Genomic DNA, 13,813 nt, shown 5'->3' with positions numbered 1-13,813 from the left:
AAATTATATAATTATTCTTCCGGCCAGCGAAACATATGCGGCAGCGGAATGGGGTAGGGGTTATCCATTGGTGCGTAGCGCCAGGCTGAAATTGCTTTTATAGCGGCATCATCCACTGCGTCGCTGCCTGATGATTTTGAGATATCAGCGTGTACGCTGCCGTCAGCTTCGATCATGTATTTTACCTCTACTTCGACAGGATGCGGAGAAGCAAGCAGTTCATCAGGCGGTACAAAAGGAACCTCCTTGATAAGCTGAGGCGGAGCTGGCGGATGAGCAGGGTCAATAAGTGATGCCAGATTTACACCTTTTAAAGACGTAATGCGGTAACGTTTGGGTTTGTTTTTGCGGCTGTCTGTGTCAACTGCACTGTTTTCCTTTTCTGAACGGGGTGAAATCTGCTCTGCCGGAGCAGATTCGGATTCTGCTGTTTGCGGAAGAATATTTTTTGACGGTATAGTTATGGTCGTATCTTCCGGTGCAGGTGCTGCTGAGTTCTCTTCATTGCCTGTATTGTCATCAGCAGGTAATGGCTTATCATCAATGAAAACGGCAGTGTTTTCTTCAGGAGGCAGGATTGAAGGCGGCAGCCATTGGGGGATTTGATGAGAAATAAATATAAGTAATAGTATATGAATAATTATCGAAAAAATAATAGCTGTCTGCCAGCGCTTTTTACCATTCATGGTAGAAACTCCTTTATCGACGAGCTGAAAACCATATGCCTTTGTGGAATATGGTTAAGAACGATATAATAAAAATACACCAAAACAGATAAGAGCAATACCGCCGACCTTATATAAAGTCATGCTCTCACCAAAATAAAAATAGCCGACAAATGCCGCTATAACGTAACCTATGCTTAAAAACGGATAGGCATAGCTTACTTCAGTGCGTGATAAAACCATGAGCCAGACAACAAAGCTTAAGACATAGCATAGAAGTCCCAGATAAATATAAAGGTTTGTGGAAGCTTTTAGGATCATTTCAGTGATAGAAGCAATGTCCACCTGTACCGTACCTATGATAGACATGCCCTTCTTCAGTACTAACTGAGCTACGGCATTCAGCAATACTCCGATTAAAATCAAAATAAAGTTCATAATCAGCCTTCTTAATCAATTATTTAAAATTTGTGAGCCGCCGCGGTAAAGCAGTAAAATGACAATCAGCGATATGGAAAAAAAATATTCACCAAAAGAATCTACCGTAAAAATTTTCAAGCCGATTTTTTTATTATACGAAATAAGAGGAACTTTACCGCACAAGGCATCCTCAATAATGTGCAGCAATGATCCCGTGAGAACGAACAGCGGAATAAGCGCCAAGTGCCATAAGGAAGAATCAATCAGGCCGAAACGATGCAGGAGCAGGATCAGAACTATCAGCAACAGATAGGGAACAGGCCAGTGCGTCCAAGTACGATGCTTTTTGCGCCAGCGCCAGTAATCTTTTTTATTTTGCGGAGGTTTTCCTTCAAGTCTGTCGGGAAGAACACTGCCTGCTATGCTGTATACAGCAAGCAGAGGGTCAGCTGTAACGGCATATACTATAGTACCTGTCACCATCATATGATTTATCCATTTCACAGCATTGCCTCCTTATAGAAAAATATGCCAGCGGTTGTGCAGCTGCGGCTATTTATTCATCAGCAAGTATTTTATAATAAGTGAGATTTTTGTCGTCCATGATTCCGCCAAAATTTTTATAAAAATTTTGTGCGGGTTTATTCCAGGTAAGGCATTTCCATTCTAATTTACAGCAGTTTTTGCTGCGTCCGATGCCTTCCCATTCAGTGATCAATTTTTTTCCAAGACCATTGCCCCTAAATTTTTCGCGGATAAAAAGATCATCCATATAAGAAATTCTTTTGCCGTAAAAAGTGGAAACCATGTAAAAATATGTCAAAATGCCGGCAGCCTCACCCGCTTCATCAAAGGCCAGCAGAGCGTGCAGCAATCCGTCTGAAAAAAGTTCTTCAATGTCATCGGAAGTTGCGGTACAAATATCTTCAAGAGATTCATAAACAGCCAGCTCCCTTATGAGAGAGGCAGCTAACTTTTGCAGAGCAGGATTATCGGCTTCTTTTATAATATACATCAGTGCTTCCTCGTTTACTTTTATTTCCGGGTGGATATAGATAAAAAAATATTACATTCATTGTATCTGTGCTCTATTTTACGCAAAAACAATATCTTCTGCAAGTGGCAATCTGCCAGAAGTATTCCTATAAATAAAAATATCCCTGAAAGGAGACAGAGTAATATATTTTCTGTTACCTTCAGGGGATAGATTCGGTATGCACAAAACTTAAGAAAATATCAAATCTTTTTCGAAATGATCCTTCGAATGAAGTAAAGCATCATCAGAATACATACAATAAGACCAAAACTTTGGGAAGCCGTGTCAAAATTTTTGCCTACGAGAGAAAGTGGATCGCCGCTGCCTCCGGACGTGACAGAGGCAACTATGGCGGCAGCGATGATCACGCCCATAATGCTTTCGCCGACAATCATGCCCGAGGCAAAAAGGACACCGCGCCGTTCGTGCTTTTCAATATAATCAGGATTTTTCTGCGCATGTTTTTTCAGATGCTTATGAACGAAATAAGCTGCTATAGCACCAATTACTAATGGTTCATCGGCAGAAGGCGGCAGATAAATACCCATGCCGACAGCAAGCGGCGGCAGGCTCCAGAGCGGATTGAGCTTTTTTATAAATATATCAATGATAATCACGATGATCCCAAGCAGGATGCCAATACCGATGAGAGTCCAATCAATATTGCTGTTGAATATGCCCTGGGCTATTGTTGTCATGAGGTTGGCCTGAGGAGCGGCCATTGCCTGAGACGGGTCCATATCAGAGCGGGGAAATGCGCCTGCAAAGCCGTAAGCCTGATAGAGAAGATTTAAAACAGGAGATATCACGCAGGCACCGAAAATACAGCCAATGATAAGTGCGATCTGTTGTTTCCAAGGCGTCGCACCAACTAAAAGGCCGGTCTTCAGATCCTGTAGATTATCATTGGATATGGTTGCCGTAGCAAGGATTATACTGGTAATAAATATTGCAAAAGCTATAGCAAACTTTCTTCCGGCGGGGTCGGCGAATATTCCCTGAGAAGAGCCGACTGCCAGAATGATTAAGGAAGAAATAATTATACCGAGCAGGCCGATGCCTGATACGGGGCTGGAGGATGAACCGACAAGACCTGCCATATAACCGCAGGCAGCCGCCACCAGAAAACCGATCAGCAGAACGAGTAAAGTGCCTATAATAGTAAAAATGATAACGGTACCGGTGGAAAAAGCTGCAGCGGCTGCAAACGAGTACACGGTAAACAACAGACCTATTGTTATCAGGATAAACAAGATCGTCATAGTCTTAAGTGACAGATCCGTATCCATGCGGTGTGCGGTTTTATTGACAGTGTTATTTGCTGCATTAGCCGCCATAAGCTCTTTTATACCGGTTATCACTGGCTTCATCAGTAAGAGAAAAGTCCATAAAGCAGCGACCCCTATGGTGCCTGTACCGATGAAACGTACTTTGCTCACCCAGACAGATGAAGCAAAGCTTATGAGGTCCATGCCTTCCTTAGGAGAAGCAAGTGTGGTGAAATATGGGGTAAAAACACCCCAAGCCAGAATTATACCGACAAGCATCGCTATGCCGCCTGCCAGACCGATCAGGTATCCGGCACCAAAAAGTGCCAGAGAAAAGCCCATAGTGATGCTGAATACAGCTTTACCGACAGCAAAGGCCCAGCTTATTTGATCAGCGAGCAGACGAAAGCCGGCGGTGCATAAATTTACTGCCGCGGCGAGAAATGCCCCCATGCTTATTTCTTTGAGGCCATTGTCGGAATTACTCGATTCATCATTGGAAGAACTGCCGGCTTTCAATATTTCAGCGGCAGCCTTTCCCTCGGGATAGGCAAGATCACTGTGAACTACCATAGCTCTTCTGAGCGGAATGGTGAATAATACACCTAGGGCACCGCCGCACAGACAGATCATAAAAGTCTGCCACAGTGGAAAATCAGCCCAATAGCCGCTCATAAGCAGCCCCGGAATAATAAAGATAACTGCCGACAAGGTTCCGGCGGCAGATACCTGTGTCTGAACCATGTTGTTTTCCAGTATGTTTGAGCCGGCAAACATACGCAGAACGGCCATCGAAATAACTGCTGCAGGTATGGATGAAGAAAAGGTCAGCCCCACCTTCAGACCAAGATAAACATTTGATGCTGTAAAAATTCCTGTCAGCAGCATCCCTAAAAACATTCCTCTGAAAGTAAGTTCGGGTAAAGCTACATCGTTTGCCATTACATCGACCAATTTTTTCATGGAAATCCTCCTATTTGTCGATAGTATTTATCGGGATGTGACAAATTAATCAGTAAGTGATAAGAATTATAGATACATATATTAATTTGTCCGATGACTAACCCGCTCTGATACTCCCGCTTCTGCAAGCGGTGAGTAAAGAGCGGCTAACTCCCTGGATAATTTCGACTACTATTCAGGCGGCGTTAAAACGCCGTCTGAATTAAGTCTCCATTTATCAATATCTATAATATGATAACCTTTACTGAGGAGAATGTAAACATAAACTGAAAAATATCTTCTGTATGATACTGATCAATCTTTTTGGGATAGATATAAGGTAAAGATTGTCCGTATATTTTCTTCGCTCTGCACAATAAGCATACCATTGTTTTTTTCTGCCAATGCCTTGGCTATGGAAAGACCCAGGCCGCTTCCCTCGTACTTTTTGGCTTCAGATGATCGATAAAATCTGTCAAATACATATGGCAGGTCTTTCTCTCCTATGCCGGGACCTGTGTTGGAAACAGAAATGGCGGACATACCATTATGACAATGAGCCCGTAAAAAGATTTTTCCGTTTCTTGGCGTGTATTTTACGGCATTGTCAATCAATATGGAAATGATCTGTTCAAGATGATTGCGGTCGACCCAGCCGTATAGATCAGGGACATCATCGATGACAGATAAAGCGATATTTTTATCTGCGGTTATGGTCTGAAATCGAGCTGCGGTATTTTTTAGGATGATATTAAGCCAGACACGATTTTTTTTCAGACCAGCAGCACTGTTGTCGCATCTGGCCAGAAGCAGCATATTACTGATAAGAGCCTTCATTTTAAGAATTTCGCCTGTCATATCGCCGATTATTTCTTTGGAAAAGGCAGACATTTTATTGTCGGCATCATCTTTTAGAATATCGAGCCCTGATAAGAGAACACTCAGGGGGGTCCGCAGCTCATGAGAGGCATTTGCCGCAAAAAGAACTTGTTTTTCAAATGATTCGACAACCGGTTTCATGGCTTTGTTTGCCATAAAATTTGCGGCTTTATTGATAACAAAAAGAGTACATAACAAAAGGAGCGTTATCCAAAGAAGCAGCCTGCCAAGCAGCATCAGGTCATGGCTTATGTCAAAACCAGCATATACTTTTCCGGCATATTGGCCGTTATTCCAGATGGATTCCCGTGTGATCACAAAAAAACGAAATTCTTTTTGCGCGGTAAAAACAATATGCATTTCGTACTGTCCGTCCTGCAACAGATCCTGAGTGGTCAGCGTTTCTATATCTGTCTTGCTCCAATCAATTTTATTGGACATTTTAAGCAGCTGATCATTTTTATCATACATATAATAAAATATTTTGTTCAAATATTTCTGACTGCTGTTATTGTCCAGCGGCAGATCGGGCAGCAGCTTTCCGTCGCTGACAATGTAGTTCAGCTCTTCAACTTCTTCCATTGCCAGAAGATGCGCCTGACTGATAAAATTGTTGTAGACGAGTGAAACAATGAAACCATAAATAAGCGTTATTAACATAAAAATGATTATACCGGTCAGCTGCATGTATCTTTTGACTAATTTTTTGCGGAACTGTGAGAATAATTTCATGCTTATTCCTCAATTTTATAGCCGATGCCGTGCACTGTCTTGATCAGATCGTGTTTTCCTGCGTCAGCCAGCTTCTTTCTCAACAATTTTATTAATGCGTCAAGTGCATTGGAGGAGATTCCATCCTCATCATTCCATATCTTATTTATTATCTGTTCCCGCGGCAGTGTTGTTCCCTTATTCTGCAATAAAACGGACAGCAGCTGGAATTCTCTGCGCGTCAGTTGGAGGTCCTTTTCATGAAGATATGCTGTGAATTTTGTTCTGTCAATCTTCAATTCTCCATCAAGAGAAATAATATTGTCTGTATATTGTTTATCCTGCCGGCGTAAAACGGCTCTTATCCGTGCCAGCAGTTCGGGAAATTCAAAGGGTTTGACGATATAGTCGTCAGCACCATTGTCAAGACCGGTGATCCGATCATCAAGAGTATCCTTTGCTGTAAGCATAATGATACCGCAATTTTTATTGCTTTGACGGATATTGACACAGACGTCAATACCGCTCTTTCCCGGCATCATCCAATCCAAGAGAACTACGTCATAGTTTGTAATGGACAGATAGCCGATGGCATCTTCTCCGTTGTCAACTATATCGACATTGTAACCCTCCTTCTTTAATAGGAATCCAAGCATTTTTGAAAGCTTGCTGTCGTCTTCCGCCAATAATATTTTCATGGTTTTCACTCCGATTATTAAAAAATAGTAAATAACTTATATATACAGAGAAAAGTGGTTTCATCATGCCGGTACGTTCTGCAATTAATGATCAGCAGGATATTTTATCGGCACGCGGCCGTATCCATATTCCAAAAGCAGGGGCATCTAAAAAATATCTATTTTATTTTAGCGTGCGTGTCTGAATTTATTCTGAAAATTTTCAGATATAAAAGGAGCGTCAGGAAAGACTGTGAAAGTATGTTTCATAAATATTTCATATCTATTGATTAAAATAATAAGAGAGATGGATACTGTCAAACTTGCTTAATGACAGTATAATGATATAATAATTCTAGTTATACGCATTTTTAGGAAGGAGTATTTTATTGCATACATTGAACACTCGGCAAAAAAAAATAGCGGTGCTTGTTATCGTATTTTCTATTATTGCCCTGTATATTGTCCACATTAATGATTACCCCTTGATGGAACCGGATGAAGGCCGCTATGGCGAGATTCCGCGAGAAATGCTGGCTACCGGAGATTTTATAACACCGCGTTTAAATGGTGTTGAGTACTTTGAAAAACCGGTTTTACAGTACTGGCTGACGGCGGCATCCATGTATGTTTTTGGGGAAAATGAGGGTGCTACCCGTGTTGTTCCCGCAGTAATGGGGATAATGAATGTTTTTCTCACTGCATGGCTGGGAAAAATGATGTTTACCAAGCGCACTGGTCTATTGACAGCTGTTATTTTGGCGACATCGACACTGCACATCGTCGTTGGTTCGATTGACATACTTGATATGATGATAACGATGTTTATGACACTTTCACTGGCGTCATTTTATAAAGCCCGTCTCAGCAAAAACAGAAAATGGTATCTTCTGTTTTATGCGGCAATGGCATTGGGGCTGCTGACAAAGGGACTCATTTCCATAGTGCTTCCTTTGGGGATAATTTTTTGGTATATGATCTTTACCAGGCAGTGGAGTATTGTACGTGATATTATATACCTGCCGGGTATTTTTTTGTTCCTGATATTAAGTGTACCATGGTTTTATCTGGTATGTCGTGCCAATCCAGATTTTTTCTATTTCTTTTTTATACGTGAGCATTTTTTACGCTTTGCTACTAAAATGGCGGATCGATATCAGCCATTTTGGTTTTTCATCCCCATGATAATATTGGGCATGTTTCCCTGGCTGGGCTTTTTACCCGCGCTTTTTGCAAAAAAAGGTATTGTCCGCCACATAGAATCGAATAAAAATAAACATGATATTATATTTCTGCTGACATGGTTTTTTGTTGTGTTTCTGTTTTATTCACTTTCAGATTCAAAACTGGTGCCATATATATTGCCGTGTCTTTCCGCTCTGGCAATTTTGATTGCCGCTTCAATAAGAAGATCATCTCAGCTTGGCAGATGGATGGGCAGCGGCCTTTTGCTGAACAGCATAGGCTGGTTCATCTTTATAGCGGCGCTTATAGGATATTCGCTGCATGCTGATTACCTGAGCGCATGGCAGATATTCCGCAAGGGCTGGCTCATTTTTCTTTCTTTGACTTTCGGACTGGCAGGAGTCCTTTTTGTCTGGTTCAAGACTAAGCAGATACGCTGTACTGTTTCGGCTATGGCGGCAGTGGCATTCCTTTTTGCGTGCGGGCTGCAGTCTATTCACGGACAGGTCGCAGTTCAGAGGACAGCAGTATATGTTGCTGATGATATACGAAATATTCAGGAACCAGGAGATATTGTTGTTTCATATGGCGATTATGTGCAGGGACTTGCGTTTTATTTGCAGAAACGTATAGTTGTGGCATCATATCTCGGTGAATTGGAATTTGGCGCAGGGCACCCTGGAGGACAGGGGTGGTTTATTGATGATGACCAGCTCACCGATTTATGGAACAGTGACAAAAGGGTATTTATAGTATTTGATAAAAGCAAGAAAAAACTGATAAAAAATATCTTGCCCGGGGCGGTAAAAGAAATGCAGCCTAAAGGTGGATATTACTATATTGTCAATAAATAAAAACGATTCTTTTATGTATTTTTAGAAAACGATTCGGCTGCCGATTCTGAGAACTGCTTAAATGCCGGCAGATTTGCAAGCAGTATGAATCCTATAATCAAAGGAGTTTATTATAATGAGAAAAGATTTTTTGCCTTTTTCCAAACCGTCTGTCAGTGAGGATGCCATAGCTGATGTTTGTGATTCCATACGTTCCGGCTGGCTGGCTATGGGTCCGAAAACCGTTGATTTCGAAGCAAAGTTTGCACAATACGTAGGCAGTAAATTTGCGATATCGGTCAATTCTGCCACTGCCGGACTGCATTTGGCCGTTATGGCACTGGTGGAACCCGGCGATGAGGTTATAACCACGCCGATGACTTTTGCCAGTACGCTGAATGCTATCATTTATTCAGGAGCTGTGCCGGTTTTGGCTGATATCGATCCGCTGACACTTAATATAGATCCGAAAAGGCTGGAGGAAAAGATAACGGCTAAGACAAAGGCGGTAATACCGGTCCATTTTGCAGGCCGCCCTTGTGATATGGATGCTATTGAACAAATTGCGAAGAAACATGATATTGCGATAATTGAGGACAGCGCCCATGCGATGGGGTCTGTGTACCATGGCAGGAAGATCGGAGCAGGCAGAGGGGCCAGGCATATTGCCGTGTTCAGTTTTCATCCGACTAAGAATATGACAACAGGCGAGGGCGGCATGATAACGACTGATGATGAAAAAGCAGCAGACCGTATGTCTGTACAGCGGCAAAATGGTATGGATAAAGGGGCATGGAATCGTTTTGGCGCAAAAGGGAAAAGTCATTATGATATTTTTGTTCCGGGACTTAAATATCAAATGATGGATATTCAGGCTGCTATAGGCCGTGATCAGCTGAAATATCTGGACGAATTCAACAAGCGCCGTGCTCAGATTGTTGCCAGATATGATGAGGCTTTTGCCTCTGTGCAGGGATTGACGCTGCCGGCAGCGGTCGAAGAGGACTGTACTCATTCATGGCATATTTATACGCCGCTTATAGAAAGCAGTGAAACAGGCTTTACCCGTGACGAATTTATGGAAAAGATGAAGCAGTATAATATAGGTACGGCATATCATTATCAGGCAGTTCACTTATTCAGCGGCTATGCAAAGATAACCGGACTGAAAAAAGGCGATATGCCGGTGGCTGAAGCGATCGGTGAAAAGATAGTATCGCTGCCTCTTTTCCCGGCAATGACGGATCAGGATGTGGATGATGTGATCGAAGCAGTACAGACTGTTTGTAAATAAGAGCGTGAAAAGGTGAAATGATGGTTCCTGAAATATCTATAGTTATTCCTGTGTATAATGAGGAAGAATCTTTGCCCCGTCTGTTTGAGGAATTATATCCTGTAATGGAGAAATTGGGCAGAAAATATGAGATAGTTTTTGTTAATGACGGCAGTAAGGATAAATCTTTTTCCATGTTGTATGATTTTCAGAAAATGCATCCGCATGCTGTCCGGCTTATTGATTTCAACGGTAATTTTGGACAGCATATGGCGATCATGGCAGCATTTTCACATGTATGCGGGAAGTTTATAATCACTCTTGATGCCGATCTGCAGAATCCTCCTTCTGAAATCCCCAAACTTGTAAAGAAAATGGATGAAGGGCACGACGTAGTCGGTTCCTGTCGGAAAAACAGGCGAGATCCATTTTTCAGGAAAGCCGCATCAAGGGTAGTCAATAAGATAACAAACAGTATAACGGGTCTGCAGATCAATGACTATGGCTGCATGCTCAGAGGCTATGATCGCAGAATTATCGACATCATAGCGAACAGCAATGAATCAACAACCTTTATTCCCGCACTGGGTCAAAAATATGCGGTTAATCCTGTCGAGATTGTTGTAGAACATCGTGAGCGTGAATATGGGATGTCTAAATACAGCATGTTTCGTTTGATAAGACTGAATTTTGATCTTATGACCAGTTTTTCCTTGTCGCCGCTTCAGTGGGTGACGATGAGCGGGATGGGGATATCAGTGCTTAGTTTCCTGCTTGTGGCTTATATGCTGATAAGAAGATTTGTTATAGGTTCTGAGGCGGAAGGTTTATTTACGCTTATGGCCATTCAATTTTTCTTGACGGGCATTTCAATCATGAGCCTGGGAATAATTGGTGAATACATAGGGCGTATTTATAAACAGATTCAAAAAAGACCTCGTTTTGTAATCAAAAAAATATGGGAAGAGGATATTGATGAATAAAGCAATTGATTCCCGCCCTTCTATCGCTTTATTTGCTTACAGTCAACCGGGATTTGACTGTCTTGAGGAGCTGATTGCCGCACATGCCAATCTGGCTGCTGTATTTACGCACACAGATTCTTCGGATGAAGAGATATGGTTTAATTCAGTATATGATCTGGCGAAGAAAGAAAACATCCCTGTTTATAGATCAGTAAAAATAGATGAAGCGGCATTTCCTTTTTTTGCAGCGGCTGCACCTGATATAGTTTTATCGGCATATTACAGGGCAATGATACCAAGTGAATTTTTGCGCGCGCCGCGTCTGGGCGCCTATAATCTGCACGGATCTCTGCTGCCCAAATACCGGGGCAGAGCCTGCATCAATTGGGCTGTTTTGAACGGAGAAAAACAGACAGGTGTGACTATGCATGTTATGACAGAAAAGGCCGATCAGGGGGATATAATAGCGCAGAAAATATTTCCGATCGATTTTCAGGATACAGGATATGATATTTTTCTGAAGGCCAGTACGGCTGTTAAAAATATAGTGAAAGAATATTTGCCCCTTATCGAGAACGGAAAAGCACCGCATAGAAAACAGGATGAAACACAGGCTACAAAATTTGGCCGACGCTGTCCTGAAGATGGGATCATAGACTGGCAGGACAATGCCGAAGCTGTCTATAATCTGATAAGATCAGTAACTCATCCCTTCCCCGGGGCATTCACTTTTTTGAGAGAGCGTAAGATATTCATATGGCAGGCATTGCCGCTGACGGATGAATTGTTTTTTCAAAAATATGGGATAAAAGATAGAGAAAATATGCCGGATCTTATTGCGGGAAGCATCATCACTGTGAGAACAGACGTCCTTGTAAAATGTGGCCGCGGTTTTTTACTATTAAAAGATATATCGCTGGCTGATAAATCGGACAGTCAATTACTCAGGAAGCTGTCCGGTCGTTTCTCCGCAGCAGAGAAGGTCTCGGCGCTAAAAAAATATAAGGAGCAGAATAAATGAAAATATTTATTACCGGAATTAACGGTTTTATAGGAACGCACCTTTTGCGGGACATATTGCAGAAAACTGATTGGCAGATACAGGGATTTGATCTGCACAATAATAATCTGGGCGAGTTTGCGGGCAATCCCCGGTTTTCGATGAAAACAGGCGACATATTCGAAGAAGAAAGCTGGCTGGAACAGGCTGTTAAAGAAAATGATGTTATTTTGCCTCTTGCCGGCATAGCACGGCCTGCTTATTATATAACGCATCCTTTGTGGACTTTTGAACTCGACTTTGAGCAAAATTTAAAGATAGTAAGACACTGTGCCAAGTATAAAAAAAGAGTTATTTTCCCTTCTACCTCTGAAGTATATGGGATGCCCACAGAAAACAGCAAAGTAATGATCGAAGATGAAAGCACACTGACTTTAGGACCTATAAAAAAATCGCGCTGGATATACAGCTGCAGCAAGCAGATGATGGATCGTGTAATTTTCGCTTTCGGTCAGGAAAAAAATCTTCCGTTCTCTATTTTCCGCCCCTTTAACTGGGTAGGACCGGGACTGGATACGTTCAAAGATGCCGCAGAACATAAGGCTCGTTCCATAACACAATTTATATATGATATTTTATATACGGGCAAGATAAACCTTGTCGGCGGCGGTGCACAGAAACGGTCATTTATATGGGTGGGAGACGGGATCGACGGACTCATTGCCATAATAAAAAATGAAGACAATAAAGCCAATGGTGAAATATTTAACTTAGGCAATCCCGCCAATCATTATTCTATTAAGGAATTGGCTTTGATGATAATAGAAGAAATGAAAAATTATCCTCAGTTTGCCGCTAAGGCAAGATCTGTTGAATTGGTGGATATACCGGCGGCCCAATATTACGGTAAAAATTATGATGATATGCAGGATCGTCTGCCATCCATACAAAAGATGAAGGATCTGCTCTGCTGGGAACCAAAAACATCATTGCGTGAAGCTATTAAATTCACATTGGATTGGCATGCTGCACAGTTGGAAAAGGGTTTGTGATATATGCCGAAAAAAATTGCCATTAAAATAGATGTTGACACAAAAAGAGGATATGAACAGGGCGTACCCAATATGCTGGATGTCTTTCAAAAAAATGGCATAAAGGCGACATTTTTCTTTTCGATGGGACCTGATAATTCGGGAAAAGCTATACGCCGAATTTTCCGCAAAGGGTTTTTGGCAAAAATGCTTCGTACTAAAGCACCGTCTACATATGGATTAAAAACTATGATGTATGGAACAGTTTTGCCTGCACCGCTTATTGTGGAACCCAATACGGCACCTTTTCTCAGGGCAATGGCAGACGGACATGACTGCGGGATTCATTGCTGGGATCATGTATATTGGCAGGATAAACTTCCCGGATTGTCTGAAGAAAAAATACGCCTGCACTTGACGAAAGCTTGCCATTTATTTGAAAAAATCGCCCACAGAAAACCGCGTTTCTGCGGTGCGCCGGGCTGGCAGACGACCTATAAAAGTTTAAAAGTCCAACAGGAATTAGGCTTTGATTTCTGCTCGGATGTGCGAGGCTATTATCCTTTTTATCCGATAATGGAAGGAAAAGAATTTTCTCCGCTGCAGATTCCCGGTACTTTGCTGACGATGGATGAAGTACTCGGTATAATGGGCGTTACTGAGAATAATATAGTAGACTACTGGCTGAAAAATTGCGATAGCATATGGAATGTGTTTACTATCCATGCAGAGATGGAAGGCTTGTCAAAATTGGCTGTTCTTGGTGATTTTATTGTCAGAGCTAAGGCTCAAGGTTTTGAATTTGTACTTTTGAAAGAAGGCAAAAACCTCCCCAATATAAAAAAATGCCGTGTTTATGCCGGAAATCTACCGGGAAGAGCAGGGACTGTTGCTCTGCAAAGTGACCCGTTGAATTAAAAAGAACGTT

General features: G+C 42.0%; 13 protein-coding genes. 6 read left to right on the top strand and 7 right to left on the bottom strand.

Translation table 11 applies throughout. The features are described from left to right. Positions 1-11: 11 nt before the first annotated feature. The 7 genes from NXG61_RS02715 to NXG61_RS02685 form a co-directional block, all read right to left on the bottom strand. A complete protein-coding gene (locus NXG61_RS02715) occupies positions 12-686 on the bottom strand; it encodes an energy transducer TonB (protein WP_196604332.1) in 675 nt (224 codons plus the stop codon). Positions 687-740: 54 nt separating this feature from the next. After that, positions 741-1,103, bottom strand: a complete 363-nt coding sequence (locus NXG61_RS02710; protein WP_231038536.1) for an EamA family transporter — start codon at positions 1,101-1,103, stop codon at positions 741-743. A gap of 15 nt (positions 1,104-1,118) precedes the next feature. Beyond that, positions 1,119-1,589, bottom strand: coding sequence for a metal-dependent hydrolase (locus NXG61_RS02705; RefSeq protein WP_196604333.1), 471 nt, complete (start codon positions 1,587-1,589; stop codon positions 1,119-1,121). 52 nt (positions 1,590-1,641) lie between these two features. Beyond that, positions 1,642-2,100 carry a GNAT family N-acetyltransferase gene (locus NXG61_RS02700; RefSeq protein ID WP_196604334.1) on the bottom strand — a complete coding sequence of 153 codons (459 nt, stop codon included), beginning with the start codon at positions 2,098-2,100 and terminating at the stop codon, positions 1,642-1,644. Positions 2,101-2,321: 221 nt separating this feature from the next. Then, positions 2,322-4,352 (bottom strand): OPT family oligopeptide transporter, encoded by a 2,031-nt coding sequence (locus NXG61_RS02695; RefSeq protein ID WP_307223614.1) that lies wholly within the window; start codon positions 4,350-4,352, stop codon positions 2,322-2,324. A 294-nt stretch (positions 4,353-4,646) separates the two neighbouring features. Beyond that, the gene (locus NXG61_RS02690; RefSeq protein WP_307223616.1) at positions 4,647-5,942 is read right to left on the bottom strand and encodes a sensor histidine kinase; all 1,296 of its coding nucleotides are present in this window, start codon (positions 5,940-5,942) and stop codon (positions 4,647-4,649) included. A 2-nt stretch (positions 5,943-5,944) separates the two neighbouring features. Then, positions 5,945-6,619: a response regulator transcription factor gene (locus tag NXG61_RS02685; protein WP_307223618.1), complete on the bottom strand. Its 675-nt coding sequence runs from the start codon at positions 6,617-6,619 to the stop codon at positions 5,945-5,947. Positions 6,620-6,987: 368 nt separating this feature from the next. Here NXG61_RS02685 and NXG61_RS02680 point away from each other — a divergent pair, with 368 nt between their 5' ends. From NXG61_RS02680 to NXG61_RS02655, 6 genes are all read left to right on the top strand, one after another. Then, positions 6,988-8,637, top strand: coding sequence for a phospholipid carrier-dependent glycosyltransferase (locus tag NXG61_RS02680; RefSeq protein ID WP_307223620.1), 1,650 nt, complete (start codon positions 6,988-6,990; stop codon positions 8,635-8,637). Positions 8,638-8,752: 115 nt separating this feature from the next. Continuing rightward, positions 8,753-9,910: a DegT/DnrJ/EryC1/StrS family aminotransferase gene (locus NXG61_RS02675; RefSeq protein ID WP_307223622.1), complete on the top strand. Its 1,158-nt coding sequence runs from the start codon at positions 8,753-8,755 to the stop codon at positions 9,908-9,910. Between the two features lie 17 nt (positions 9,911-9,927). Next, positions 9,928-10,872, top strand: coding sequence for a glycosyltransferase (locus tag NXG61_RS02670; protein WP_307223624.1), 945 nt, complete (start codon positions 9,928-9,930; stop codon positions 10,870-10,872). Further along, a complete protein-coding gene (locus NXG61_RS02665) occupies positions 10,865-11,875 on the top strand; it encodes a formyltransferase family protein (RefSeq protein WP_307223625.1) in 1,011 nt (336 codons plus the stop codon). The genes NXG61_RS02670 and NXG61_RS02665 overlap by 8 nt, the downstream gene beginning before the upstream one ends. Beyond that, on the top strand, positions 11,872-12,906 hold the full coding sequence (locus tag NXG61_RS02660) for a bifunctional UDP-4-keto-pentose/UDP-xylose synthase (protein WP_307223626.1): 1,035 nt from the start codon (positions 11,872-11,874) through the stop codon (positions 12,904-12,906). The genes NXG61_RS02665 and NXG61_RS02660 overlap by 4 nt, the downstream gene beginning before the upstream one ends. Before the next feature lie 3 nt (positions 12,907-12,909). Next, positions 12,910-13,803, top strand: a complete 894-nt coding sequence (locus NXG61_RS02655; RefSeq protein ID WP_307223627.1) for a polysaccharide deacetylase family protein — start codon at positions 12,910-12,912, stop codon at positions 13,801-13,803. Positions 13,804-13,813: the final 10 nt, after the last annotated feature.

The sequence above is a fragment of the Pectinatus haikarae genome (genome assembly GCF_050916305.1).
GTDB classification, from domain to species: domain Bacteria; phylum Bacillota; class Negativicutes; order Selenomonadales; family Selenomonadaceae; genus Pectinatus; species Pectinatus haikarae.
The sequence above is the reverse complement of the archived record's forward strand: the minus strand, read 5'-3'. Positions and strand labels throughout refer to the sequence as shown.